The organism is Laspinema palackyanum D2c (genome assembly GCF_025370875.1).
GTDB lineage: Bacteria > Cyanobacteriota > Cyanobacteriia > Cyanobacteriales > Laspinemataceae > Laspinema > Laspinema palackyanum.
In genome coordinates this window covers 514,922-539,316 of the sequence record NZ_JAMXFD010000001.1, presented here as the reverse complement: position 1 = coordinate 539,316, position 24,395 = coordinate 514,922, and the positions used below count along the sequence as shown (strand labels likewise).

General features: G+C 45.4%; 29 protein-coding genes. 7 read left to right on the top strand and 22 right to left on the bottom strand.

What is annotated here, in order from left to right; translation table 11 throughout:
- Positions 1 to 5: 5 nt before the first annotated feature.
- Together NG795_RS02360 and NG795_RS02355 are read right to left on the bottom strand one after the other, a co-directional pair.
- Complete coding sequence (locus tag NG795_RS02360; RefSeq protein WP_367287054.1) at positions 6 to 1,082, bottom strand: coiled-coil domain-containing protein; 1,077 nt, start codon at positions 1,080 to 1,082, stop codon at positions 6 to 8.
- 81 nt (positions 1,083 to 1,163) lie between these two features.
- Positions 1,164 to 1,427, bottom strand: a complete 264-nt coding sequence (locus tag NG795_RS02355) for a hypothetical protein (RefSeq protein ID WP_367287053.1) — start codon at positions 1,425 to 1,427, stop codon at positions 1,164 to 1,166.
- Positions 1,428 to 1,832: 405 nt separating this feature from the next.
- On the opposite strand from NG795_RS02355, the gene NG795_RS02350 reads away from it, so the two are divergent.
- Positions 1,833 to 4,985 (top strand): DEAD/DEAH box helicase, encoded by a 3,153-nt coding sequence (locus NG795_RS02350; RefSeq protein WP_367287052.1) that lies wholly within the window; start codon positions 1,833 to 1,835, stop codon positions 4,983 to 4,985.
- Between the two features lie 5 nt (positions 4,986 to 4,990).
- A complete protein-coding gene (locus NG795_RS02345; RefSeq protein ID WP_367287051.1) occupies positions 4,991 to 5,830 on the top strand; it encodes an SWIM zinc finger family protein in 840 nt (279 codons plus the stop codon).
- A gap of 106 nt (positions 5,831 to 5,936) precedes the next feature.
- Here NG795_RS02345 and NG795_RS02340 read toward each other — a convergent pair whose 3' ends face one another.
- The 15 genes from NG795_RS02340 to NG795_RS02270 all read right to left on the bottom strand — a co-directional run bounded on the left by NG795_RS02340 (position 5,937) and on the right by NG795_RS02270 (position 19,200).
- Entirely contained in the window at positions 5,937 to 6,602 is a 666-nt protein-coding gene (locus NG795_RS02340) for a Na(+)/H(+) antiporter subunit B (protein ID WP_367287152.1), read from the bottom strand.
- Between the two features lie 11 nt (positions 6,603 to 6,613).
- Positions 6,614 to 7,210, bottom strand: coding sequence for a DUF4040 domain-containing protein (locus tag NG795_RS02335; RefSeq protein ID WP_367287050.1), 597 nt, complete (start codon positions 7,208 to 7,210; stop codon positions 6,614 to 6,616).
- Positions 7,203 to 7,481: a monovalent cation/H(+) antiporter subunit G gene (locus tag NG795_RS02330; protein ID WP_367287049.1), complete on the bottom strand. Its 279-nt coding sequence runs from the start codon at positions 7,479 to 7,481 to the stop codon at positions 7,203 to 7,205. The genes NG795_RS02335 and NG795_RS02330 overlap by 8 nt, the downstream gene beginning before the upstream one ends.
- Positions 7,478 to 7,729, bottom strand: a complete 252-nt coding sequence (locus tag NG795_RS02325) for a hypothetical protein (protein ID WP_367287151.1) — start codon at positions 7,727 to 7,729, stop codon at positions 7,478 to 7,480. The genes NG795_RS02330 and NG795_RS02325 overlap by 4 nt, the downstream gene beginning before the upstream one ends.
- An 8-nt stretch (positions 7,730 to 7,737) precedes the next feature.
- Complete coding sequence (locus NG795_RS02320; RefSeq protein WP_367287048.1) at positions 7,738 to 8,127, bottom strand: cation:proton antiporter; 390 nt, start codon at positions 8,125 to 8,127, stop codon at positions 7,738 to 7,740.
- 2 nt (positions 8,128 to 8,129) lie between these two features.
- Complete coding sequence (locus tag NG795_RS02315) at positions 8,130 to 9,572, bottom strand: cation:proton antiporter (RefSeq protein ID WP_367287047.1); 1,443 nt, start codon at positions 9,570 to 9,572, stop codon at positions 8,130 to 8,132.
- Positions 9,569 to 9,910, bottom strand: a complete 342-nt coding sequence (locus NG795_RS02310) for an NADH-quinone oxidoreductase subunit K (RefSeq protein ID WP_367287046.1) — start codon at positions 9,908 to 9,910, stop codon at positions 9,569 to 9,571. The genes NG795_RS02315 and NG795_RS02310 overlap by 4 nt, the downstream gene beginning before the upstream one ends.
- A 367-nt stretch (positions 9,911 to 10,277) precedes the next feature.
- Positions 10,278 to 13,880, bottom strand: coding sequence for a methionine synthase (gene metH / locus NG795_RS02305; protein WP_367287045.1), 3,603 nt, complete (start codon positions 13,878 to 13,880; stop codon positions 10,278 to 10,280).
- 51 nt (positions 13,881 to 13,931) lie between these two features.
- Positions 13,932 to 14,102 carry a hypothetical protein gene (locus tag NG795_RS02300; protein WP_367287044.1) on the bottom strand — a complete coding sequence of 57 codons (171 nt, stop codon included), beginning with the start codon at positions 14,100 to 14,102 and terminating at the stop codon, positions 13,932 to 13,934.
- Between the two features lie 79 nt (positions 14,103 to 14,181).
- The gene (locus NG795_RS02295) at positions 14,182 to 14,430 is read right to left on the bottom strand and encodes a UPF0175 family protein (protein WP_367287043.1); all 249 of its coding nucleotides are present in this window, start codon (positions 14,428 to 14,430) and stop codon (positions 14,182 to 14,184) included.
- 214 nt (positions 14,431 to 14,644) lie between these two features.
- Positions 14,645 to 15,202, bottom strand: a complete 558-nt coding sequence (locus NG795_RS02290) for a hypothetical protein (protein ID WP_367287042.1) — start codon at positions 15,200 to 15,202, stop codon at positions 14,645 to 14,647.
- A complete protein-coding gene (locus NG795_RS02285) occupies positions 15,199 to 15,771 on the bottom strand; it encodes a hypothetical protein (RefSeq protein ID WP_367287041.1) in 573 nt (190 codons plus the stop codon). Before NG795_RS02285 ends, NG795_RS02290 begins: the two co-directional genes overlap by 4 nt.
- A 100-nt stretch (positions 15,772 to 15,871) precedes the next feature.
- The gene (locus tag NG795_RS02280; protein WP_367287040.1) at positions 15,872 to 18,124 is read right to left on the bottom strand and encodes a Piwi domain-containing protein; all 2,253 of its coding nucleotides are present in this window, start codon (positions 18,122 to 18,124) and stop codon (positions 15,872 to 15,874) included.
- Positions 18,121 to 18,942 (bottom strand): PD-(D/E)XK nuclease family protein, encoded by an 822-nt coding sequence (locus tag NG795_RS02275; RefSeq protein WP_367287039.1) that lies wholly within the window; start codon positions 18,940 to 18,942, stop codon positions 18,121 to 18,123. The genes NG795_RS02280 and NG795_RS02275 overlap by 4 nt, the downstream gene beginning before the upstream one ends.
- A gap of 36 nt (positions 18,943 to 18,978) precedes the next feature.
- Entirely contained in the window at positions 18,979 to 19,200 is a 222-nt protein-coding gene (locus tag NG795_RS02270) for a hypothetical protein (protein ID WP_367287038.1), read from the bottom strand.
- Positions 19,201 to 19,274: 74 nt separating this feature from the next.
- On the opposite strand from NG795_RS02270, the gene NG795_RS02265 reads away from it, so the two are divergent.
- From NG795_RS02265 to NG795_RS02250, 4 genes are all read left to right on the top strand, one after another.
- Positions 19,275 to 19,754 carry a helix-turn-helix domain-containing protein gene (locus NG795_RS02265; protein WP_367287037.1) on the top strand — a complete coding sequence of 160 codons (480 nt, stop codon included), beginning with the start codon at positions 19,275 to 19,277 and terminating at the stop codon, positions 19,752 to 19,754.
- On the top strand, positions 19,751 to 20,386 hold the full coding sequence (locus NG795_RS02260; RefSeq protein WP_367287036.1) for an ImmA/IrrE family metallo-endopeptidase: 636 nt from the start codon (positions 19,751 to 19,753) through the stop codon (positions 20,384 to 20,386). The genes NG795_RS02265 and NG795_RS02260 overlap by 4 nt, the downstream gene beginning before the upstream one ends.
- A gap of 612 nt (positions 20,387 to 20,998) precedes the next feature.
- Positions 20,999 to 21,349 carry a DUF6883 domain-containing protein gene (locus NG795_RS02255; protein WP_367287035.1) on the top strand — a complete coding sequence of 117 codons (351 nt, stop codon included), beginning with the start codon at positions 20,999 to 21,001 and terminating at the stop codon, positions 21,347 to 21,349.
- Positions 21,346 to 21,669 carry a DUF4926 domain-containing protein gene (locus NG795_RS02250; RefSeq protein ID WP_367287034.1) on the top strand — a complete coding sequence of 108 codons (324 nt, stop codon included), beginning with the start codon at positions 21,346 to 21,348 and terminating at the stop codon, positions 21,667 to 21,669. Before NG795_RS02255 ends, NG795_RS02250 begins: the two co-directional genes overlap by 4 nt.
- A 111-nt stretch (positions 21,670 to 21,780) precedes the next feature.
- Here NG795_RS02250 and NG795_RS02245 read toward each other — a convergent pair whose 3' ends face one another.
- A complete protein-coding gene (locus NG795_RS02245; RefSeq protein ID WP_254566476.1) occupies positions 21,781 to 22,170 on the bottom strand; it encodes a 6-pyruvoyl trahydropterin synthase family protein in 390 nt (129 codons plus the stop codon).
- 82 nt (positions 22,171 to 22,252) lie between these two features.
- The gene (locus NG795_RS02240; RefSeq protein WP_367287033.1) at positions 22,253 to 22,462 is read right to left on the bottom strand and encodes a hypothetical protein; all 210 of its coding nucleotides are present in this window, start codon (positions 22,460 to 22,462) and stop codon (positions 22,253 to 22,255) included.
- On the opposite strand from NG795_RS02240, the gene NG795_RS28425 reads away from it, so the two are divergent.
- Positions 22,422 to 22,718, top strand: a complete 297-nt coding sequence (locus tag NG795_RS28425) for a phosphoribosyltransferase-like protein (protein WP_436836026.1) — start codon at positions 22,422 to 22,424, stop codon at positions 22,716 to 22,718. The genes NG795_RS02240 and NG795_RS28425 overlap by 41 nt on opposite strands.
- Positions 22,719 to 22,762: 44 nt before the next feature.
- Here NG795_RS28425 and NG795_RS02235 read toward each other — a convergent pair whose 3' ends face one another.
- The 3 genes from NG795_RS02235 to NG795_RS02225 form a co-directional block, all read right to left on the bottom strand.
- Entirely contained in the window at positions 22,763 to 23,170 is a 408-nt protein-coding gene (locus tag NG795_RS02235) for a type II toxin-antitoxin system VapC family toxin (RefSeq protein ID WP_367287032.1), read from the bottom strand.
- A complete protein-coding gene (locus NG795_RS02230; RefSeq protein ID WP_367287031.1) occupies positions 23,167 to 23,385 on the bottom strand; it encodes a hypothetical protein in 219 nt (72 codons plus the stop codon). Before NG795_RS02230 ends, NG795_RS02235 begins: the two co-directional genes overlap by 4 nt.
- 452 nt (positions 23,386 to 23,837) lie before the next feature.
- The gene (locus tag NG795_RS02225) at positions 23,838 to 24,365 is read right to left on the bottom strand and encodes a DUF192 domain-containing protein (protein ID WP_367287030.1); all 528 of its coding nucleotides are present in this window, start codon (positions 24,363 to 24,365) and stop codon (positions 23,838 to 23,840) included.
- Between the last annotated feature and the right edge of the window lie 30 nt (positions 24,366 to 24,395).

Genomic DNA, 24,395 nt, shown 5'->3' with positions numbered 1-24,395 from the left:
GTCCCTCAAAAGGTGATAATGGTTTTTACTTGCGATCGCTCATGTTGCTGTTGAGCAATCGCGAGTTCCTGATCCAATTGCGCTAAATTGTCCTGAATCCTCTGCATAATGGTCTCAATTTTTGGCTGATTAACTGGCAATTTTTGCCCTAATTCTACATCAGATTGATAATGAGTGTTTAAATGAGTGATTAATTCATGAGTTTGTTGTTGATAGCGATTAAAATCAGCAATGGCTTGGGATAATTCCCCTTGAGCATTCTGGTAATCTGACTGTTGTTCCGCTAATTCCTCTAATAAAGCAAGTAAAGCCGTTCCGAGGCGCTGCCGTTCAGTCTCAGTTAAGGTAATCAGTTGTTCCGTTTGTTGTTGCGTCCGAGTTTCTAACCGAGAACGACGCAGTTGCAGTCCTTCTAATTCTTGGGAAATTTTGTGATTTAGTCCTTGGATTGCAGCAATTTCTGCCTTAATTTCTGCTTGTTGCTGTTTGAGGATTTGTAGTTGATTGCGGTCCTGTTCTAAGACAGTTTGCCGGGTAGAAATGTCGCGGCGTAAATCTTCTAAATCGGTGGTGGCGAGTTCCTGTTCAAGGGCCGTGAGTTCCGCCCGAGTTTGTTTTAATTCCTGCAACTCTTCCCCCGCTTGACGGAGTTCTAATTCGCGAGTGAACAGGGTCTCGGATGCTGCCAGCAGTTCCGCTTTTTCTGTGGTAATCTGCTGAATTTGGGAAATGCGATCGCGGATTTTATCGGCTAATGCTGGAGGGGTGGTGAGTAGAGGCAACCACGGGTTTAAAATCGCCAGTTGAATTTGCAGGGTTTGACTGAGGGCGATCGCCAAGGATTCTAAAGTCTCCGGATCCTCCGTCGCCAGCGATCGGAACACCTCTGGGGGAAAAATTGCCTCCCAGAGTCCCATTCCCTGTTGCACGAATTCAAACGGAAGGGCGACGGTTTCAAATTGATGGAGAGACGATAAAAAGTTCGTCTCTCCATCTTCAGAATCTAAACCTAAATTCTGAATTTGCTCTAATAAATTGGCGATTTTATGGAACTGCTGTTCTAGGTTTTGCTGGGTTGTCATGTCCTGGATCCGGTAAATTCCTTTTTCCAGAATACAGAACAACCGAAACAATCGATTGAACCGAGGGTTTAAATAGTGGTTCTAACGGCGATTGACTTCAGCCTTAGAATGATCTAGGGTGGTCAGACTGCCTGCTGTTGTGCGCTCAAGGTTTTCCTGTTCCCACTGGAGCAGATCTTGCAGGGCTTTCCAAGAGGGCGTAAATGCTGGAGTAGCCAGAGAACAGGATTTCCAGGTGGCTTGAACGGGAACATTGAGTTGCTGGCAAGCCCCACCCCGTCTTCCTTCCGGCTCATAGTACCGACAATTTCGACAGCAAGAAGTTAAAGAATTTAAGGGGCTCATAGCAATGTTTTGTTTAAAGGTCTGTTAAGGATTTAACCGAACTTTCAATTCAGTTACTGCGTGAATTTATACCGTTTTGACCTAATTTTTATTAAAAAATGTAACAAATCAATTTAAGTAACTACTATCATTACAATTTTTAATAACAACTAAAATGTAATCCAAGATACGAATTGCCACCTACTGCCCGGTGAAATCTCCTCAGGGTGTTGCGTGATTTCCATTCCAGGACGGACAATCCCAGGTTCAGCAACCTGGATTGCCAACCGAAAGGCGATCGCGCCTTGCGCGAGAGGGATTATGGTACTCTATAAACTACCCCTATCATCAGGGGCCTCTATTGCATCTCTCCTCGGTTGCCCTACCGGAGGACCTCCCCCACCCCCTTAACCTTGCGATTTGCGTATGAACATCCTTCATGGCACTTGGATCCCCAACAACACCAGCGAGTTCATTCGTCAGGGGCGATTTTACCTCTGGGTGGAAACGATTCCCAAACCCAGGCACAAAAAGCCCAGTTTACGCCATCCCGCCCATTTAGAGAAAGCGGAATTGGCGGAATTTTTGCGCGCCAACTTGGGAATTCCTGAACTCGTCCAAAATGGGATTAAAAATCGCATTTCATCTCAGTATTTTATTCTCCCCACCACCGGCGATAAACCCTTACCTTCCGTCGAACTGTTTCGCTACCTAGAAGATGAACCCCCGGACACCTGCGAGTTTCATCCTTGGGAAATTGATTGTTATCATGTCGAGGATATCGTCAAATCTGATACCCTAAAATCGGTCACTAAGACTTTAAACGATTTACATTTCATCGCCATCAATAATCTGGCGGAAGTCCAGCTAGGCGCTGATTTAATGTTTTGGTACCAATACAGCCAAGTTTTTAAACAAATTATTCTCAAAGACCAATACATTCCGGCCTTAAAATATTCTAGCCTAACCTCTACCACCGGAAAAGGGAAAAAAGCCAAAACCGTTCATACCGACGAGTATTATTCCTATTGGGAAATTTTATCGGAACAATACGAAGCCGATATTCAGCAGTATAGCGAGGCGATGCCCTTAGCCTGTGTTTCCGGTTTCGCTGCCATCCCCAACCCGTTAGAATTGTACGAACGGTCCAGTCTACTGCGCCATTTTTCTGAATGTTTATTGAATAATTTGGTAGGCGAGACTCCCATTCCCCAAACCGTCTCCAAACAGTTGGAAGACTCTTTTATATACACCAGTAAAAGTAGTATAAAAAGGTCCGATGTTTCCCGAGAAGTTTACCAGCAGTGGGCCACTTGGAAAGAACGGTTATCCGGCGCACAATTAACCGCCCCATTTTATCTCTGTTTTCAACTGAAAGAAGGAACCTCCGAACAGCCGGACCAGTGGCGGATTAACTTTGTAGCCTCTTCTAAAAAAGACCCTTCTTTGAAACTTCCGTTAGAGGAGTATTGGAGTCTCAGCAGAACCGATAAAAAAAACTTTCACAAAAACTTTGGGGCCGACTTTGAAAAGAATCTGCTGTTAAATTTGGGCTATGCCGCCCGGATGTACCCGTTACTCTCAAAAGGGCTAGAAACGGACCATCCCACAGGGTTAGAGATCACCTTATCAGAAGCCTTTGAGTTCCTCAAAGAAAGTGCCTGGATTTTAGAAGATTCCGGCTATAAAGTGATCGTTCCTGCTTGGTGGACACCGGAAGGACGCAGAAGGGCAACCCTCCGCCTGAAAGCCTCCTCGAAAAAGAAATCAGCAGGACAAGGGAACAAAGGTCTGTTTAGTTTACAGCAGATTATTCAATATAAATATGAGCTTTCCATTGCTGGACAGCCGGTGAGTGAACAGGAATGGCAGCAACTGGTGGAGGCGAAAACTCCTTTAGTCCAATTTCGCGGGGAATGGATTGAGTTAGACGCGAAAAAAATGCAGCAAATGCTGGAATTTTGGCAGTCTCATAAAGATGAACAGCCGGAAATGTCCTTGCAAGAGTTTATGCAAAAAATCAGCGATGCCTCGGAAGAGATTGAAGTGGACCAGGATGAAGCTTTAGCGGAAATGATGGCTAAACTTCGCGATAGTAGTCGTCTGGAACCGATTGAAAATCCGGCGCAGTTGCAAGGGACGTTGAGAGAGTATCAAAAACGCGGGGTTGCCTGGGTACAATATTTGGAACAGTTGGGACTCAATGGTTGTCTTGCTGATGATATGGGGTTGGGAAAATCTTTACAAGTGATTGCCTGTTTGGTGTTAGAACGAGAGGGGGGAGAGAAACCTTTACCGACGTTATTAATTGCCCCTACTTCGGTGATTGGGAACTGGCAACGGGAGATTGAACGGTTTGCACCTCATATTACTTCAATGGTGCATCATGGCAGCGATCGCCTCAAAGATGAGAAGGAATTCAAAGCCGAAAGTTTAAAACATGATGTGGTGATTACTTCGTTTACTTTGGCCCGCAAAGATGAAAAACTGTTTAAGGGAGTAAAGTGGCATCGCGTCGTAGTGGATGAAGCGCAAAACATCAAGAATCCGCAAGCGGCACAAACGAAGGCGATCGCCAAACTGCCCTCCACCCATCGCCTCGCTTTAACGGGAACCCCGATTGAAAACCGGCTGTTAGATTTATGGTCTATTTTCAACTTCCTGAATCCGGGATATTTGGGGAAAGAAGCCCAGTTTCGCAAAGGGTTTGAAATGCCCATTCAAAAGGATAATGACCCGATTAAATCAACCACGTTGAAACGATTGGTAGAACCCTTTATCCTGCGTCGGGTGAAAACAGACCGTTCGATTATTAAGGATTTGCCGGATAAAGTCGAACAGAAACAATATTGCAACCTTACGAAAGAACAGGCTTCGTTATATGAAGCGGTGGTTAAAGATGTGGCGGAACAGTTAGAAGAAGCCGAAGGGATTCAGCGCAAAGGGTTGATTTTATCGACTCTGATGAAACTCAAGCAAGTTTGTAATCATCCAGCCCAATTTTTACAAGATAACAGTGAGTTTTTACCTTCGCGATCGCATAAATTGGAACGACTCGTGGAGATGGTCGAGGAAGTCATTGCCGAAGGGGGAAGCCTGCTGATTTTCAGCCAATTCACCCAAATTTGTGAGGCATTAGAGAAATACCTCAAACAGACTTTTCATTACAAAACCCACTATCTACATGGGGGAACCCCGCGTGAAAAACGGGAAAAAATGATTGCTGAGTTTCAAGACCCCGAAACCGAACCTTCTATCTTTATTCTGTCCTTAAAAGCTGGGGGGGTGGGGATTACCCTGACGAAAGCCAATCACGTTTTCCACTTCGATCGCTGGTGGAACCCGGCAGTGGAAGATCAAGCTACCGATCGCGCCTTCCGCATTGGACAAGAGAAAAATGTGTTTGTCCATAAATTTATTGCCATAGGAACCCTGGAAGAACGAATCGATCGCACTCTGGAAGATAAAAAGCGTCTCTCCTCGGCGATCGTTGGCAATGATGAATCTTGGCTAACCGAACTGGATAACGACAGTTTCAAACAACTGATTGCCTTAAATAAACAAGCAATTTTGGAGTAACAATCATGGCAACATTTAGCAGAACCTGGTGGGGAAAACGCTTTATTGAAGCATTAGAAGACTTTACCGATTCCAGCCGACTGGGAAGGGGTAGAGGGTACGCCAAAAACGGTAAAATCAAAGAGTATCGGATTATCAACAACCAAATTACCGCTAAAGTCCGGGGTTCGGTGAATCCCTATTTTGGGGTCTACAAAGAACCTCTCTATACGGTCAAAATTGAAATCAATCCGATTTCACCAGCGCAATGGTCCAAGGCGATTAAAGCCATTGCCTCCAATGCCAGTTTCGTCTCCAAACTATTAATGAATGAAGTGCCGGATAATATCGATTCCGCCTTTGCTGACTTGAAACTGCATTTACTTCCCGACAGTCGCAAAGACTTCAAAACAAGCTGTTCCTGTCCCGACTATGCCAACCCTTGTAAACATATTGCTGGAGTTTATTATTTAGTTGCAGCGCAATTAGATTCTGACCCATTTTTACTCTTTGAACTGCGGGGACTGTCTCGGGAAGACTTGCAACATGAACTCGCCAAAACTCCATTAGGAGAAGCGCTTTCTGCTTCCTTGCATGAAACGGCGATCGCCCCGGAACCCTCGGAATCCTATTACACCCAACCGGAACGAGTTCCCGTCAATGCCACCGCTGATTTAAAAGAGTTTTGGATGGGTTCCAAACGACTGCCACCGCCACCGCCACCCCCCCAACCGGCGATCGTTCCTGCTATTCTGATTAAAAAAGCCGGTGATTTTCCTCCCTTTTGGCAGAAAGATATTTCCTTCCTAGAGGTGATGTCCGACTTTTACACCCGCGTCAAAACCAAAAATAAAGAAGTTTTGTAAGTCCAGTCCCTTCCCCTTGGGATGGGGGAGGGCACTGGATTCTGGATTTTTCCCCGCCTAAATGGGATTACAAAAAATGTCGGCTAATTTTAAAACCCTCGACCCATCACAATAAGCCTCGATAGCGAATAAATAGCAAAATTGCCGCCCATGAACCCAAGGCTACTTTGATGGCAACGAGAATGTTTAAGATGGGCAGCATTCCCCCACTCACCAAGGCTCCAAGCTGACCGTGAGGTAACTCAATTCCGGCCAGAGTAAACATGGATAATCCGATAAAAATGATGACCGAAATCTTCTCCCAAATTGCGGTATGCCAGCGTTTATAAAGGGACTGCATCAGTTCCATAGATGAAGTAATAGCGATTAACCCGATCGCCGTCCCTCCGGCTACCCCCGCAGCAAATCCTCCCCCAGGGCTTAAATGGCCGCGAATTGCCAATTCAACGCCGACTAATGCTGCAATGGTTGCTCCTAAACGGGCTAACACAATGGAGGGCGGATCGTTGAATTGATGGACATGAGCGGTTGGCTCTTCATTAGCCAGTAAATATTTTACTCCCACAATGGCGATCGTAAAAACAACGACTTCAAAGATAGTATCGTATAACCGATTTCTCAAAATAATCGCGGATACTGCATTAGGAACGCCACTCTCCAAAATCACCGATTGTACAATTTCTAGGGTACTTTCATCGGTTAAAATGGAATTAGAGGTAAATAAAATTTTTAGAGAAAGGGCTATCCCGGCAAGAAGATAAATCCATTTCATTAATGCTCTCATTAATGCTGCTCCGATGAACTTAAGGGGCTAATTAAAGGGTTGAAATAAGTAACCTTGGCCTCCGATGGCAGTTCATCTTTCATGATTTCATAAAGATGCTTAAGCCGCGTAGTGGTCTGATATCCGGTTACTTTTTCTAAGGTCGTGGTGAAGGTGCGATCGCTATGTTCAACCGGGGCGGGCTTCACATAAATAGCATGAATTTCTCTTTCTTTAAAGGCTTGAGTCAAAGCTAATTCATCGGGATACGGAACTAATTCAAGGCGCATATACCGTTTAGCAAAAACTGCTCGTAAATCCTCGATGGGTTTTCCGGCTGGGCGATCGCCTTCTGGATATTCCCCTTCAATAAACCCCAGGCGCATCACCATGGAGGAACGCACCGCCACCGCCGATAGGATAACCGCCAGCAAGGTACCCATTAACGCTTCTGTTAAGGCCACATCTGGGGCCCCCAACAGGGCATAAACCAAGGCCGCCACTGCCCCTAATATCCCCCGAATAATTAGGGCATGAAAGGGATCGGTTTGCACCACTAACATACAAGCCGATAAGGGCAACAGCGCCACGATCGCATAGATATAAAAATCAATCATGAGTCTCCTGTTCAAGGGAACAATAGGCTAAAACATATCCCAAAATTGTATTCCAAATGGCTAAAGAAATCAGGGCAAGCAAGATTAAAGGCCATTCTCTCGGGATTTTCAGCAGCAATCCAATGGTAATCGACATCGAACCCAGGGTATCCGCCACCGAAAGAGCATGGAGCTTATATAACACTGATCGCTCCCCCAGTAAGGGAAAAGTCCCCCAAAACCAGAAGAAAATTCCTATCCCGATACAACCATAACTCAAGAGGTCAATCATATTTCATTCAAGCGTTTAACAATATGAGCAAGCAACATTAACCCGGCATTCCCCACACTGAGAATAATCACTCCTGTTACCCCGATATTCCAATCATCTCGAAATACAGAAACGACTAAAATCATGATAGAAGTTTTCGTGGCAATGCTGGCAAAAGCTAACATTTTTTGCCACACATCATCATCTTTCCAGGCTTCATACATGGGAATTAACAGCGCCAAAATCATGGCAAACAGTATCCCATTCATTGCTAAATTCATAGGGGTCTTCTCCGGCGCAAACGATGGACTTCATACCAGCCTTCTTCGTGATATCTCGAAACAATCGTCTTGGGGGTAAAGGTAATCAAAAAGATGTCTAAAAAGATTAATCCTGCGGAACGACGAGGGGGGGCTTGTTCCATCGTGATATCTTCAAACCGATGAGGGAACAAGATGATTTCAAAGGCTTCCTTATAGGCGATGGGAACTGCCACGATAATCTCCCACAATGCCCGCATCCAATCTTGAATCTGCCCCCTAGTTTTATGGTTGTGAGGTAACAGCAGGGAAATCGTGACTCCGATTAAAATATTGGGTAAACTCAAATCTGCCGTCAGCAGAAACCAGATGATCAATCGTAAGATTAAATTCAGATATCCTATCATAATTAACGCCAACTCCAAGCCAACCAGAACAGCAGAACCGCCACCAAAGTCATCACCCCGGTCAATTGCTCGAATTCCTCAAACATTCGGGGTAAATTGAAAACCCACCGTTGAATCCCTGCTAAATAAATCACTGCACCTACTGCCACAATTCCAATCGATTTTAGAATATTGGCAACGGTATAAAGTTCATAATGAACCGCATTGGCGAAAATTAATCCCCCCAGCAACAGGCCGATCGCCAGCCAAAACCCAAGATGAGGGAGTTGTTTAGGTTGAGCATTGCCATGAGGCAGAAACATCAATTTGGAAAAGCATATAACGGTTCCCACCGCTGCCAAATTCATGGGAATGCTTTGCCAAGAAAGCAAATCTTTTAAGGTTAACATCTTAGCTTCAAACCCCGCCAGTAAAGGAAATCCCGAGATAGATAAACTCGCTACCACAAGAGGAATCCATAAGGCGGTATTCATCGGCTTAGTTTGCAGGGTGTTGAAGTCCCGACTGGGCAAATTCCCGGCAATGAGAAATAAACTGGACTTCACTAATCCGTGGGTGAGGGCATAAAAACCCGCGACTGCTGGGGCGGAAATAATCCACCCTAACTGGGAAACTGTGCTAAAAGCTAACAGGCGCTTGGTATCTTTTTCAAAGAAGCCATAACTCACCCCTAAAATCGCCGTTCCCACCCCAAAAAGTTGGACAATGGGGCTAACTTCTTCTACAATTAGCGCGCAACGAACTAAGGGAAATGCACCGGCTTTGACAACAATTCCCGACAACAGGGCCGAAACCGGGGTTTCTGATTCTGAATGGGTTAAGGGTAACCATAATCCCGAGACAAAAATTCCGGCCTTGGTTAATAATGCCATAAAAATTAAAGCCAAGGCTTCCGGGGGTGCACCGCGCAATCCTTCAAAACTAAAGGAATGATGCGCTTTATAAACCAGAACTGCCCCCACCAGATAAAACAACATGGCGATATTGCTGACAAACAGATAGCGCAGGGCCACCCAAATCGAGCGATCGGTTCTCGGATAGCTCACCAGCAACGAAGCCCCAATTCCGCTCACCTCTAGCGCCACATATAAGCTCATAAAATCGGTGCAAATAAAGGCGGCATTGAGGCTACCATGCAGAATAATCATCTGGGCATAAAAGAAGGAACTTTTCCCAGTTTGCAAGCAGTACAAAATCACCGCCGCAGTTACCAAAGCATTGGTTAAAATAAAGTAACCGCTCAGTTGATCAATTAATAATGTCACCCCTGCTGAATCGAGGAGTTGCAAAGCCAGCGGGGAGTCCATTAAAAATACTTTGACAGCGAACACAGCCGAAGCCACCGCTGTGAAGCTGACTAGGTAGCGATCGAGTTGCGGAAGAATAAAAATCGTGAAGCCAGCAAAAAATGGCAGGGCCATCCAGGCGATCGTCAGGGTATTCATGGGGTATTATTTTTTTCGATTTCGGTGATTTCTAACGTTGGATTATCCCGGGATAATTTCATGACCCCCACTAACATTAAAGCCTGAATTGAAAATCCAATCACAATTGCCGTTAAAATTACGGCTTGGGGAACTGGATCGGCGTAGGCTACTTTTTCAGCCCCATTGGCGTCAACAATAGGGCTAACGAAACCCCCTCGGGATGCCACGAATACATAATAGGCAATGACCCCTGTACTCATGATATCCATTGAGAAAATTTTCATCAATAGGTTCTTTTTAAAAAGAATTCCAAAGAATCCGCATAAAATGGTCGCAACGACAAAAGCTTCTAACACGGCAAGGGTTGACGGGGTAAGGAGGACGGGTTACGCTCAAGGAACGATATTAATTTAATGATTCTACAGTAAGGGCGTACAGTTTGGAATATCCTCCCGGGGAAAAATCATAAGAATTTTTGGGGTGGCTTACGGAGTCTCGCTTATAGATACCGCTGTAAAAATGCTTATGGCATTGATATTTAAAAGTCATCCTGAGAATATCAGGTCCATTGATGAATTTCCCCTATCTCAATTATTGAGTCTCCCTATCTGAAACCTTCAGGGCGAAAAAAAGCCCCCCTGAATCAGGGGGGGTAGGGGAAATCAATCCACAATTATCGCATCAATCTGTTAGGGGGATAGCGCATTCCACCCATTTCAGAGATTAGGCGCTAAAGTATTTCGCAACTGGGTGATAAGTAACGATCGCCGTGGTGGATTGTTCCGGATAAAGCTGTTCACTTTCATCCATATACAAATGAATGCGATCGCTGCCTAACAAATCCAACTGCTTATACTGGTCCTGCATATTCGGACAAGCGGGATAGCCGAAACTATACCGTGAACCCCGATAACGCTGCTGCAAAATCTCCCGAATGTTATCCGGTTCCTCACTGGCAAATCCCAACTCCCGGCGAATTCGGGCGTGTAACCATTCGGCGATCGCCTCCGCTGTTTGCACCGCCATCCCATGAAAATACAAATAATCCGTATAGCGATCGCCATCAAACAACTGTTTAGCATACTCCGTCGCCACTTCTCCCACCGTCACCGCGTGCATCGGAAACACATCAATATGACCCGTTTCCTTCGGCGCAAAAAAGTCGGCAATACATAACCGGCGCATCGACTTTTGCCGAGGAAACTCAAAGGTTGCGATCGGTTCAGTTACCGCCCCTTTTTCCCCTTCCTCCGGTTGATAAACCAGCAAACTATTCCCCTCAGCTTGACAAGGAAAATAGCCATAAACCGCCTGGGGATGTAACAAATTCTCCGAGAAGATCCGTTCCTTCCAAGTCGCTAAAATGGGATGCACCGTTTCCGCTAAAAAGGCATCATACTCTTCCCGAGATTGCCCTTGGGGTTTACGGAATTGCCATTGTCCCACAAACAGCGCTTGTAAATCCATATACTCGAAAACCTCCTCCAAAGGAATATCCTCCGGTTGCAGCACCTTCGTCCCCCAAAATGGCGGCGTCGGACGCTCAATATCAATCGCCACCGCCTCAGAACGGCGCGTATCCACTTCCGCCGGTTCTTGAGATTTCGGAGTCGCCTTTTCTAGCTTCTCCCCATTCTCCGAGTTTGCTAACTCAGCATTTCCTTTAGCATCAGCTTCATCCAAGAAGCCCGTAAAATCATCCCAATTTTCCGCTGCTTTTGCAGGCATCAATTTATCCATGAAATGCAAGTCAGAAAAGGCATCTTTCCCATAAACGACTTGACCCTTGTAAGTATTCTGACAATCCTCATGGACAAATTTAGGAGTCAGCGCCGCACCTCCCAGAATCACCGGAACGCTGATGCCCCGTTCGTTAAACACCTCCAAATTTTCCTTCATAAAAGCTGTAGACTTCACCAAAAGTCCACTCATGGCAATGCAATCCGCCCGATGTTCCTGGTATGCTTGGATAATATTCTCCACCGGCTGCTTAATCCCTAAATTAATCACCCGATACCCATTATTGGTGAGAATAATATCCACCAAATTCTTACCAATATCATGTACATCGCCTTTCACCGTGGCAATGATAACTGTCCCCTTTGCATTATCTTTCCCCTCTTCAGACCCTTCTTTTTCCATAAAGGGTTCCAGATAAGCAACCGCTGCTTTCATCGTTTCCGCCGATTGCAACACAAAGGGTAATTGCATTTGTCCAGAACCGAACAATTCCCCAACAACCTTCATCCCATCCAGGAGATACTGATTAATAATATCCAAAGGAGGATAAGTTTCTAACGCCAACGCCAAGGCGTCGTTTAATCCAATCCGTTCACCATCAATAATATGGTTTTTGAGCCGCTGTTCAATGGGCAAACTGGCATCAATGGAACGGTCCCGTTTGGTGGTTTTTCCTTGGAAAAATTCCGTAACTTTTGCCAGAGGGTCATAAACGCAGACATCTCCCTCAAACCGACGGCGATCGTAAATCAAATCCCGGCAAACTTCTTGCTGTTCTGGGTCAATTTTGGCCAAGGGTAAAATCTTGCTGGCGCTGACAATGGCGCTATCCAACCCTACCTGCATTGCTTCATGCAAAAACACCGAATTGAGCACTTGTCGCGCCGCTGGATTCAAGCCAAAGGAAATATTGGAAACCCCTAACAAAATGTGACAACCGGGCAGTTCTTCCCGGATGCGGCGAATTGACTCAATGGTTGCTTTGCCATTCGCCCGATCTTCTTCAATCCCGGTAGAAATCGGTAACGCCAGGGTATCAAAAAACAATTCATGGGCGGGGACACCATAGGCGATCGCGGCATCATAGGCACGTTTGGCAATTTCAAACTTGCGATCGGCAGTCCGCGCCATCCCCTCCTCATCAATCGTCCCGACAACCACCCCCGCCCCATACTGCTTCGCCAAATCCAGCACTTTGTAGAACCGGGGTTCCCCATCTTCATAGTTGGTCGAGTTCATCAAACACTTACCCCCGGCAACTTTCAACCCCGCTTCCATCTTCTCCCATTCCGTGGAATCCAGCATCAGAGGCAGGGTAACATTCGTCACCAACCGGGACACCAACTCGTGCATATCGCGCACGCCATCCCGTCCCACATAGTCTACGTTCACATCCAGAATGTGAGCGCCTTCTCGCACTTGCTCCCGTCCCAGGGCCACCAATCCATCCCAATCTTCCGCATTCAGCATCTCCCGGCACTTCTTAGAACCGCTGGCGTTGAGACGTTCCCCAACAATCAGGAACGAGTTATCCTGTTCATAGGGCTGAGCACTATAAATCGAAGCCGCAGCCGGAGTATATTGGAACAAATTGCGAGGCGGAGGGCTGCCATTCTCACCCCAAACCCGCACCGATCGCTCCTTCGGCTTCAAACTCTTAGACAATTCCGCTAACTGGGCAATGTGAGGCGCTTGCGTTCCACAACACCCGCCAATCACCTGCACTCCCAAATCTTCCACAAAGTGCATCAACGCCATCCGCAACTCCATCGGCGTCAACTTGTAATGCGCCTGTCCCCCAATATTTTCCGGTAACCCGGCATTAGGAATACAAGACACCACAAACGGCGAATTTTCAGCCAAATACCGGATATGTTCCTTCATTTGAGCCGGACCCGTGGCACAATTGAGCCCTAAAATATCAATCGGATAGGGTTCTAAAATAGCCAAAGCTGCACTAATATCCGAACCCACCAACATCGTCCCCATCACTTCCATTGTGATAGAAACCATCAACGGCAACCGCTGACCTTTTTTTTCAAAAACCGCTTCAATGCCATTCAATGCTGCCTTAATTTGCAACACATCCTGACAAGTTTCTACAATTAATAAATCAACGCCGCCATCAATTAACCCCTCCGCTTGTTCACTAAAAGCATTTTTCAGGGTATCAAACTCAATATGTCCCAAAGTCGGCAATTTCGTCCCCGGACCGATGGAACCCGCCACAAATCGAGGCTTTTCCGGGGTAGAATATTCCGCAGCGACGCTTTTAGCCAATTCCGCAGCAGTTTTATTCAGTTCATAAGCGCGATCGCCGAGATCATATTCCGCCAAGACAATGGAAGTGCCGCCAAAGGTGTCAGTTTCAATCACATCGGCACCGGCTTCCAGGAACCCGCGATGGACAATTTTCACCGCTTCCGGCTTCGTATAGACGAGATATTCGTTACAACCTTCAAAGTCCTTGCCGCCAAAGTCATCAGCAGTCAGGTTCTGAAATTGCAGACTGGTACCCATCGCCCCATCAAAAACCAAAACCGGGCGATCGGGACTATGCAGACGTTGAAGAAAAGCAGGGGTCATAGCAACATCAAGATAAGATTTAGTATTTGATTACTTTATCTTACTTCTGGTTTAGAGTTCAGCAGTCCAGACCCCAATTTTTTGGATCCACTCTCCCCGTGGCGCAACGGAGAGTGAAAGTATAATCACGGCCAACAGGGGCGGCGATCGCCTCCGACGCAGAGAAACGGTTCGGTTCAAAGGAAAAGACCCTTGGGGGCGATCGCCTCTGGGATAACTCAACCCCCTATTACAGATTAACAATGAGATAAATGGCGAATGGCCGTTAGATTGGTAATGGGTGAAGTTTTGCTAACGACTGTCACAAATCCCCCAATTCATTGAGATTTTTAATATCCAATTCATAATCTTCTATTTCATAAAAATACGGGGGAATATTCCGAGAAATCAGCAATTCTTCAAACACAATTCGTGGCATTCCAGCTAACTGGCAGGCTTGTACCAGAGAGAGCTTTTGTTGTTGGAAAAGCAGCATAGCAATTTCCTGCTTTAACTCAGACTCAGTTATTTGTGCCGCTTCGAGGATTTCATCGGGAATGGTAACGCTCATGATTTGGGGTTTTTAACTGGCTACTTTCGTCTTATCAGATATAGCAGGGAGTTGGGGGCGATCGCCTCTGGGATAAATCAACTCGCTATTACAGATTGGCAATGGGATGGGTGGGGAGAGGGCGATCGGACTCCTGCGGGAAATGTCACTGAATGACTAAATACATTCAGCCCTGATTAGAAAGCCACCCAGGAAGAATTAAAATAGTCTCTAGTCAACAATTTTCTGAAAACTTGCCATCTAAATTGTCCAACGCTTCTGTATCTAGTTGACAAACCGCAGACTCTGGCTGCCAATGTTCTCTCCATGTCCCACGGGGAAGGGCAGCATCCTCAAAGCAAAAAAATCCATGTTCCGAGTAGAAAATTCCACCGCGATCGTACAATAGAATCAGGGGTTCATAAGGATGAGGTAAAGGACGATTCCAGAAGTCAACTAGAGTAACTTCCGGTAAATGTTTAATCCCCTCCCACTGTACAAACCACCGACAAGTTTTCTCAATCACATCCGTAACATAAAACGGAACTTGCGAAAAATGCTGTTCTAGTCTTTCAAGATAGCGCTTCTCAGCCTGAACGGAAGGAAAAATATGAGCCCCTACATCAAAAAATGGCCATTCATCGGTACAATTCAAAGCCTCCGCCCACAGCGCAGCACGTCTCAAATATTCCTGCAACAGGGCAACATGAGAGTTGGTCCGGGTATCGTCAGGTTCCCAGTTAATTGCTAAAATCCGGTCAATGGCAGTATCAGCACTCGTTTGTATGGTCATATTTGGTCTGTAATTGCTTCAATTAATTCATCAAGGTTCGAGAGATCGTCCGCAACTGTCAATCCATCCGGTGACTTACCAATAATTTTATCCCAATGGGAAAACGGATCAGGTCTGCTGGGATTTGGGGCCAGATCGTGAGCACCATGATGCTCTGGTGTCGGCCAATAGGCAAAAATGCCAGATTGTGGATTTTCTCGCCATGCTTGAGGCGATCGATAGGGAAGACCTTCTTCCATCAGTCCTCGTTCCACATACTCATGAGCAATTAACCGCTTAAATCTCACCACTTCTCGGGATTGTAACGTTCCATTCTTCGCCTTGAGCCAGAGATTGGCAATTTCCGCATCAGGGGTGAAGTTTCCCCGAAATGGAACAGTGCAATTCCTCTCGCTATCCGGCATATCAAGGGTATGCTGATTAATAAAAATATGTTCTTTGACTTTGAGGATAATTTCTGATGAAATGTTCAGATGACTGGCAATCTGCATGACATCATCGGTCATTGCGATGATTTCTTCATACTGACGGATTGTAGCCGCCTCTGCGTCTTTAAAATATCGTGGCACCCTGGGGTTGGTATTTGGTATGGGGTATCAAAATGAGAACAGACAATATATATCAGAAAATGGGTTAATCATTACAACATTAACCCATTTTTCTCAATCTTTATAGCCAAAATTGGCGATCGCCATCCAATGCACCGGGAGAAATGCCTTGTAATCGTCGATAGGCTATTATATCGGATCCATAGAGTGGTACCGGCAAGCGTGGTTCTTTTAGCGATCCATGATGCAGTAATGTCAGTTTTAACGTAGTTTCTACCAGACTTTCGATTGAGACTTGCTGTTTGTCATCGGGAATAACCTTCAATCGCAGTGGCAATGGTAATCCCATTTTCTCAGATTTGACTTGAGTGGTTATTAAAATTACTTCATGAGAAGACAAGCGAAGGGCTAATCCCTGTGTTGGAGCCTTGAGCAATGACCTCTCACAATTGTAGAGTCTGGGAATCTGAGACTTAATGCACTCCACTAAAATAAAATTTGAACCAATGGCTTTCTCTCGTTGACGTAAATGCTTAACTTCACCACCACAAAAGTGTCCATCTCGGTAAATCAGCACCGTTTTTCCACCCACATCAGCCGCAGGAAGAAACCTCTCTAGGGTTCGTCGATCAATTTCTTCACCTTCCGTTAGTGCATCTTCTAGCCGATAGCGAATGAATTCTCCTTGCTGATTATAAAGACGCACGCTTGCACAGACATTTTTACTACCTCTTCTCCTTTTTTTGGGAGTTCGGGAAATATCCAACCCGATGAAGTAATCAGCGATTGTTAGAGGTTCTGCCAAAATAAAAGGCAAGTTTCCCAATTTTGCCAAAATACCAGGGATAACTTGATTGAGAATATTACTGAAGTTGCTAGGGTCTTTTAAAGTCTCCTCATAAATGACTTGGTTAGCTAACCCGCGTCGAAGTAACCGTGCGGAAATCATAGAATAAAAACTGCCGTCATCGGTATTGTCGGCATTGCGATCGCTCTGAGGGAGTAAAGTTAAAACAATATCGCATGGAACCTCCATCAGTTCATCGACTGTTTTCTCCACGTTCGCTCTATCTTCGGCTTCACTTGCACTGGTAGCAGACACGAGAGTGGGGCCTAGAATCAGGCTCTCAAACCCATAGCGTTTCAACCGTTCTTGTATTTGACCTAAAAAAGCTGTTTTGACTTTAAATTCTCCCACTTTTAATACGGCAATCCGAATCGGTCTTGATCGCTCCTCGAAATCTGAGTGACGACGATAAACGCCTCCTTTCGATAGTCCTTTTAGGATTTGACCTCTTTCCCCAATCCAATCATTTCCAAAAAGCAGAGGGGTTTCTTCTAACTTAAACGAAAGCGGCAAAAATAAGTCTTTGTACTGGCTGCTGTTGATACACTTAGTTGCTAACTGAAACCCATAAACAGCTAAAGCTTCTTCTGCTACTTGCTTGGATGAGGCTAATCGCTTTTGTCGCTCTGGGTAGGAAATTTTGGTTTCCTTAAGCAAATCTCCATAGTTTACCTCAAAACGCCTGGCTGTATCATCTGTAACACAGGGACGCAAAGCTGCCATTGCATAGTGAAACTCTTTTGAGTTCTTACCAAACCGAACAACCACCACAGGTTGTTCATCTGGTGCTTCTGTAAGTGCCACTTCGCTAATTGAACCAGGCTTACGCGCGAGCAGATCTTGTCTGCGTTCTCCTATAGTTCCCGCTAGTCCACTAATAGTAGCGGAACTATTCTTTTCAATATCCCGGACTTTTAAGCCAATCAACAGTTCTTGAGGTTTATGGCGATAGGGATGATTGTCGTAAAATTCAGCTAAATTACCTTGAAAAGTGAAGTAACTATGAGGAGTGAAAGCTATAGCAGCATATAGTCCTCCTTTGAATTCAAATGTTTCTGCCCAAAATTTAACCTCACGCTTAACTTCAACCTGATTTTCAGACCAAACTGTATCTGATGAAAAAGGCCGACGTATTTTCAAAATTCTGACGGCAAGTTGAGCGAGGATAGAAGGAGTTATCTGTGGATCTCGTACCCATTGGATCGAGTGTTCCCGCTCGCCGATATCCTCTCTCAACTCTTCTTGAATATCCGCTAATGCAGCTCGCCATTGAGTGGGTTCCGGCATGGGTTGATTGGGTGTTGCTAAAACCCAGAAATATTTATTTTCCCAGATAACAACCACATCGGGGAACTTTTGGCTAAATCGCCAACTCAAACGGTTTCCTACCTCGCGATCAACTTCAGGAGTCAGCCGAAAGCAGATTGAATTTATCTGTTCCGGGACTTTGAACGGAAAAATTTCACTCAAAAAGATACCCTGAGAGGTAACTTTTGGTGTAGAGTAGCCCTCGACGGCAGTATTCATGCGGCAACCTCCAATACAGAAACATTACAAATGGAAGTGAAGGGACAGGTGCTACAGCTAAAACCAGGATTCGGTGGAAAAATGGTGCTGAAATTAGCAGGGTTATCTCGGTAACGCTTCAATTCTTGCTGAAGCTGTTGAGCTTTCAAACTTAACTCAATCTCGAATGCTTTTAGGGTAGCAGGTGTGGCTGTGATCGCATCCGAACCTTCTCCAGTGTCTAGGTTATAGAAGGAGGCGATCGCTTTTTGTTGCGGATAGAGATAACTGACAGCCAAAAGGTAAATATACGCCTGCCGTTTGTCAAATTTCGATTTCCCCGTCTTGAAGTCCAAAACGTGCACTGTTCCATCTGGTTCGACAAAAATACAATCAATAGCAGCAAAAAAGTTGAACTGGTAATTTCCCTGGCGCATAAGAATCGGTTTGGGTACTCCCTCATCACCTCGGCTCAACTTGATGATGTTCTTACCTCGCAGAATAGGATTCTGGTGATAGTTGTTGAGGATAGAGCGAACTCGTTCCCGAACTTCCACCGACTCTTGGCTTAATTCCAGGCGCTCTGCCACTGTCTCTACTGCATCGGTTTGCGATAAAAGATCAGGGTTTTGATGCAACTCATAAACTCCCCTTTGTGCCAAGAGTCCAATCCGCTGAGGCTTGTTGTCTCGATTCAACAATGCCGCTACTTGAGGATCTCGCTTTCGCGCTCTAGCAAAACCCCGCTTCATATCGCAGTGACGGTGTTCTTGCCCCACTGGGGGCACAAACTCTGATAAAATCTTATGACTTACATAAGGTCGCCAAGTCTTATTCATGGGTTTAGCCCTCTATTGCAGAGGGCGGTGAAAAGTTCACTTTGTTAAGATTTCGTGAATTGCCACTTTTGCTGTGACCGGATCGGAAAGCTCGGTCTGGTTAGCGAGTTCCAAGGTACGCAAGCCTTCCAGCATTTGTGCCGCCGCTTCGCGCAGCACTGCATCATGGCTTGTTTTGTGCACTTCCTCCAGCAAAACCGGCAGGGGTCTACCGATCGAGAAGCACAGTTGTTCGGCGTGCGATCGCAGTGTAGTCATCACTTCTCCTCCAATGTAAAGTTTTGTAAACCAACGTCCACCTAACCTGCCAAGGCGAGGCTAGATTTATTATAATGCCTAAAGTGACCATGTTGACCACTTTGGTCAACATGACCAACTTAACCCCCTTTAAAGATAAAGTCAAGATAGCGTATGATGTTTTCATCAATAGGGATAAAACCGTGAGTCAGACTTTTGGTAAGCTTATTCGTCAAGTCCGCAAGGAAAAGGACTACAGTCAGCGCGAACTGGCGAAGCTGATCGGTGTCGATTACACTTACCTGTCCAAATTGGAGAATGACCATGCGGGTTATCCTCCTAGTGAGGAGGTCATTGGGGCATTAGCCCGTCACCTCGATTTGACCGAACGGGAAGATGAACTCAGACGCCTCGCAGGTAGGATTACTCCAGAGGATGCCCGTGTGTTTGAAGAACTGATTAAAAAGTATCAGGAAATGCCTGCTTTGCTTCGTCGGATGCGGGATGAACCTGACTTTGCACAAAAACTGCTGAGGGAAAATAGACGAATAGAACGTGAGGAGAAGCACAGGTGAAGGTAATCAAGCCGCCTCGGTTTATTCCCAAAGAAAAAATCGAGGAACGAGCGATGGATGTTATCAAACGATTAGAAGAAAAGCGAACACGCTCTCTATGGCCGATAGATGCAGGTTATATTGCCGAATCTCTGGGGTTGGATATGGATTGTGGCAATATCCCACCTGACGAGCAAGGTGCGATCGCCGCAATGATTCTGCCCACAGAAAAAAAAATCGTCATGAACGAAAACAATAGAAATCTCCCCCAAGGTTTTGAAGAATCTTCAATCGCTCACGAAATTGGACACTGGGAACTGCATATTGACCACGATGCAGTATTTCAATTTGTAGAACGCCGGAATCGAGGAATTGAGGCTCCCGTCGAACCATTTTTATGCCGCAGCAGCAATACTCAGCAAATGATGGAATGGCAAGCTCAGTATTTTGCCGGTTGTTTGTTGATGCCTAGGTCTAAATTAGAACAACTACAGAGGCGGCACAACTTAACGAATTGGCGTCATTTGTACGCAATGAAAGAGGAATTAGGTGTAACAATTTCCAATCTAACTAATCGCTTACAAGATTTAGGCTGGATTTACATCCCTAAAGGTTCTAAACAAATTTACCGGGGTAAAACAGTCTCTAAATAATTTTTTTATTCATGATAGCAATAGCCCTTTTGTATTAATTTATCAATTGGAGTTAATGAACATGGAATTCCTAATCATCGTCATTGCAATGTATGTGTTTTATGAGTTGGTTATCAAAAAGCGTGATAACGACTCTGCTGATCGGACCTACGTTCGCGGTCACACACGCAAAGGACGAATTCGGGTGAAACCTCACTATCGGCGAAAGCCCAAAAGATAATTATGATTGCTATTCACCTCCTAGATAATTATCTAGTCTTGATTAATTACGAAAAAGGATTTCTAGATCTTGTTCAACTTAGCCCACTCCTTCAGTGTACCTGAATATTTACCCCCCTCAAACACCCGGAGGATTTTGCAACTGTAAACGTTAATCCCGCATGATTCACTATATAAGGAATCCGGAGAGGATGTAGTTATTAGGGTCTATCAGTCCCCAAGATTAGGGAGTCAGAGGGAGGAGGAAAAACCCAGCAGTCTGGAAAGGCGGAAGCTCATCCAACCCAGTTCTCCTACGCGAGTGAAGTTACCAAAGGCTTTCCTAAGCTAGATTTGGGATGAGAAGTGGGAGCCCATCTGTGTTAGTTTTAGGGAATGAATCGGTTAATGTAGATGAAACTTGGAGATATTGTCAGCCGTTTGGTTATCGATCCTCGCAAGCTGACAGAGTACGCACTTAACCCGGATAACCCCAAAGGATCTGATAAAGCCCTCATGTTTGAGCGTCATCTTGGATTTACTCAAGATAACTACCAGCCTCTACTGCAACAGATTTTGCTTCAAGCCTTAGAAACAGAAGCGATTTTGCAGTCCACAGATAAACATGGACAACGCTATCAGGTAGATTTGGAGATTAGGGGAATACAAGAAGGACAGCAAGAAATTGTCCGCACGGGGTGGATAGTTGAATCTGAGAGTGATGCCGCTAGATTGGTTACACTATATGTTAGGAAAAGACCATGAGTCAACCTGAGCTATTTGATATCATTGAACTCTTAGTCGATTTGCCAAATTATCATCTGCGGGCCGGAAGTCAGGGAGCGATTGTAGAGTGTTTTGCCGCAGGTGAGTATGAGGTAGAGTTTGCCAATGAAGAGGGAGAAACTCTTGAGTTATGTACCCTCTCCTCGGAAGCGTTTCTCGTAGTTTGGAAAGCGAGTACGAAGAGTTGGCTGTCTGTATCTGAGCGGCTGGGGGCTGTGCTTTCCCGGTTGTCGGAGGAACGTCAACAGGAAGTTTTAGAGTTTGCTCGATCTGTTTATTCTCCTGGGAAAACTGGATGAATTCAGCAATTGCTCAACCCCACCCCATCCGGCCAATTACCCACAAAAAAGCCGATTCCACAAAGGCTGCTTTTCTATCTCCAGAAAGCTCAGTCGCCTCGGGTTTTAGGCTCAATCATCCTCATACTCAGCCCAGGAATTGGGGGTTTCTGAGACTGCCACTTTCAAGCGCACTCCCTCGGGTAACCGGCGCTTGGTTTCGTCGTAAATGTATTTGGCGATCATCTCTGCGGTGGTTTCGTATTCTGGGGGCATCACGTCATTGAGGACACAGTGATCTAATCCGCCTTTGGTGACGTCGCGTTTTGCCCAACGGAGGGTTTTGAAATCGGCCACCATGACTTCGTGAGGGCAGTATTCGGAGGAGTGCAGCTTCTGGGTTGTAGCTTCTATCCGCACTCGATAGGTATGTCCATGCATCCGTCCGCAGGGTCCATCGTAGTCTTTGATGAAGTGGGCGCTGTCAAAGGTGAATTCTGTTGTGACTTTCCATTTCGGCATTGTTTTTCCCTCATGCGATCGCCACCCGATCCGATTGGAAGAGCATAAGGAACCCATCACCGGCGGTTGAACGAAACCTTTATTATAATTTAATCGAGGGATTAACTATACTCCCTGACTGGCGATCGCCCTTAACTTCTGCCTCTAGCCCATCTCTTTCTTGAGGACCAACCTCGGTATCACCCCTCATGACTTTTGCCGCAATTCCCCGGTCCCAAAACTGGGCCTCTCCAGAGCAACGGCTGAGTAGTTTGGGGAATGGGGAAGACTCACCCTTCTGCTTGGAGCTCATCTACCCGGGCGATCGCTATCTTAGACGGATAAGACATCGCCGTGAACCCCTTGCTCTTTGCGTACAAACTGAAAAATATTGCTTGCAGGCTTCTGGAAGCACTGATGCTGGGTATAGAGACTCTGGGGCTTTAACTTGTCATCACTATAGTTGTCCCAACAATACATTACCTTTTTTTCATAAACCTGGTGATAACTGGGATTCTTTATTTATAAATAGCCAGACTCCTACTGCAACTCGCTATAAAAAGCATTAATTTTATCTCTAAATTTAGATGAAATTAAGGACATATTTCGTGGACTATTTTGTTGCTTCCCAATCTTCTATCTGTAATCCTGTCACCCGTTCAAACTCTGCGGTATTGTGGGTAACTAGCGTCAGATCATTTGACAGAGCGATCGCAGCAATTTGTAAATCTTTGATCCCAATCATCTCACCTTTTAATTCTAGTTGAGCCTTTAATCTACCAAAAATTAAAGCAGAAACATCATCGAAAGGAAGCGAAACAAAAAGAGTGATAAAATCATTCTGCTTGCGGTAGGTTAGATCGGGATTACGACTTTTAAAAGCACCGTAAGCCAATTCTGACTTAACAATTGAACAAATAAAAACTTGAGTTAAATCAACCTCTCTAAATTTCTGCCGAATTGCAGGCGATCGCCCATTTAAATATCTAGCCCAAACATTAGTATCCAGTAAATAACTCATGCTACTTCTTGTTGATCGGCTTCTTCTATTAAAATAGGCTCCTCTGCCAAACAGCCATAAAAACTATCGACAATTTCATGCAGTTGAGTAGTTTCTGAATTGGCTAGAGCGTAAACTATCGCTACCTCTAACTCTTGATTCGCTAAATATTGAGGCAATTGTAAACTGATTTTACCTTCAGCATCAACGCGAGTTTTATACTTAATTACTTGCATCCTATATTCCTCCTTTTTGTTGTAAAGCTTAATCTTAACATTAAAATTATAATCGTTTTTTCTAATTTCCGCAATTCTCGCCCCCTAAGATTTCATCGTCTCGGACAATATAGCGATTTTCTGTTGATTTAACCATTTCTGTTGCTCTTAACCTCAATTTTGGTGAATGTAGTCGAACCCTGTCCCAAATTGTCCGGGATGACGATCGCCTGGGGCTTTTGGGAGTTCAACCGCCCAAAAGTCTTTTGACTGCAACTGTTTATCTTCCCCCTCTTAACAGGTACATCGAGTCTCTACGGCAGGACTAACGCAATTTATAACATCGAGTCCTAAATGTAGAGGCGATTCGCGAATCGCCTCTACCTAAACGGGTTTGTTTTCCAAAAATGCGTCCTGTAAGGGTTAGAGTAACCGGAGATGGCGACGAGAAAGCGGTGCCATCTCCGGACTGTTTACTCTAAAAAGTCGATCGCAATTTGATCGCCCACTTGTATCCCGAGTTCCGCAGCGCGTCCTCCGCCTAGTTCTAGAACATGATCAATGGGGGTATTTGGCGGTCCGTAGAAGGGACAAGGGTCGGTGGTACAAGGGGGAACATCGGCAGCGATCGCTAAGACTTCTCCATCCCGCAAAAATATCATATCTAGGTTAATTTCAACGTTTTTCATCCAGAAGGTGACGGGTCTGGGGGGATTAAAGGGAAACAACATCCCCCGATTTGGGGCAATCTCACTTCGGTACATCAGTCCGATCGCCTGTTGTTGTGGCGTGGTTGCCACTTCTAAATCAATCGTTTGGTCCCCGATTTTTGTTTGTGCGGTAATGGGCAAATCTTGTCCCCTCTCTATTTGAACGATGGGTGAGGAAGGCACAACCTCCCGATTGGGTTGGGCGTCGGCAGAAGGGGGTAACCCTGACGGTGTACACCCCAATAAAAACAGGCTGAGACTGGTGACGAGCAACTGGGCTAAACTATTCATTATGCTACGGGTTAACGGTTACTGGTTTGA

Bases quoted from the DNA above. Each gene is read 5' to 3' on its own strand.
- NG795_RS02360 (WP_367287054.1), bottom strand. From the start codon at position 1,082: ATGACAACCCAGCAAAACCTAGAACAGCAGTTCCATAAAATCGCCAAT.
- NG795_RS02355 (WP_367287053.1), bottom strand. From the start codon at position 1,427: ATGAGCCCCTTAAATTCTTTAACTTCTTGCTGTCGAAATTGTCGGTAC.
- NG795_RS02350 (WP_367287052.1), top strand. From the start codon at position 1,833: ATGAACATCCTTCATGGCACTTGGATCCCCAACAACACCAGCGAGTTC.
- NG795_RS02345 (WP_367287051.1), top strand. From the start codon at position 4,991: ATGGCAACATTTAGCAGAACCTGGTGGGGAAAACGCTTTATTGAAGCA.
- NG795_RS02340 (WP_367287152.1), bottom strand. From the start codon at position 6,602: ATGAAATGGATTTATCTTCTTGCCGGGATAGCCCTTTCTCTAAAAATT.
- NG795_RS02335 (WP_367287050.1), bottom strand. From the start codon at position 7,210: ATGATTGATTTTTATATCTATGCGATCGTGGCGCTGTTGCCCTTATCG.
- NG795_RS02330 (WP_367287049.1), bottom strand. From the start codon at position 7,481: ATGATTGACCTCTTGAGTTATGGTTGTATCGGGATAGGAATTTTCTTC.
- NG795_RS02325 (WP_367287151.1), bottom strand. From the start codon at position 7,729: ATGAATGGGATACTGTTTGCCATGATTTTGGCGCTGTTAATTCCCATG.
- NG795_RS02320 (WP_367287048.1), bottom strand. From the start codon at position 8,127: ATGATAGGATATCTGAATTTAATCTTACGATTGATCATCTGGTTTCTG.
- NG795_RS02315 (WP_367287047.1), bottom strand. From the start codon at position 9,572: ATGAATACCCTGACGATCGCCTGGATGGCCCTGCCATTTTTTGCTGGC.
- metH (WP_367287045.1), bottom strand. From the start codon at position 13,880: ATGACCCCTGCTTTTCTTCAACGTCTGCATAGTCCCGATCGCCCGGTT.
- NG795_RS02295 (WP_367287043.1), bottom strand. From the start codon at position 14,430: ATGAGCGTTACCATTCCCGATGAAATCCTCGAAGCGGCACAAATAACT.
- NG795_RS02290 (WP_367287042.1), bottom strand. From the start codon at position 15,202: ATGACCATACAAACGAGTGCTGATACTGCCATTGACCGGATTTTAGCA.
- NG795_RS02280 (WP_367287040.1), bottom strand. From the start codon at position 18,124: ATGAATACTGCCGTCGAGGGCTACTCTACACCAAAAGTTACCTCTCAG.
- NG795_RS02275 (WP_367287039.1), bottom strand. From the start codon at position 18,942: ATGAATAAGACTTGGCGACCTTATGTAAGTCATAAGATTTTATCAGAG.
- NG795_RS02270 (WP_367287038.1), bottom strand. From the start codon at position 19,200: ATGACTACACTGCGATCGCACGCCGAACAACTGTGCTTCTCGATCGGT.
- NG795_RS02265 (WP_367287037.1), top strand. From the start codon at position 19,275: ATGCCTAAAGTGACCATGTTGACCACTTTGGTCAACATGACCAACTTA.
- NG795_RS02255 (WP_367287035.1), top strand. From the start codon at position 20,999: ATGAAACTTGGAGATATTGTCAGCCGTTTGGTTATCGATCCTCGCAAG.
- NG795_RS02250 (WP_367287034.1), top strand. From the start codon at position 21,346: ATGAGTCAACCTGAGCTATTTGATATCATTGAACTCTTAGTCGATTTG.
- NG795_RS02245 (WP_254566476.1), bottom strand. From the start codon at position 22,170: ATGCCGAAATGGAAAGTCACAACAGAATTCACCTTTGACAGCGCCCAC.
- NG795_RS02240 (WP_367287033.1), bottom strand. From the start codon at position 22,462: ATGAGCTCCAAGCAGAAGGGTGAGTCTTCCCCATTCCCCAAACTACTC.
- NG795_RS02235 (WP_367287032.1), bottom strand. From the start codon at position 23,170: ATGAGTTATTTACTGGATACTAATGTTTGGGCTAGATATTTAAATGGG.
- NG795_RS02230 (WP_367287031.1), bottom strand. From the start codon at position 23,385: ATGCAAGTAATTAAGTATAAAACTCGCGTTGATGCTGAAGGTAAAATC.
- NG795_RS02225 (WP_367287030.1), bottom strand. From the start codon at position 24,365: ATGAATAGTTTAGCCCAGTTGCTCGTCACCAGTCTCAGCCTGTTTTTA.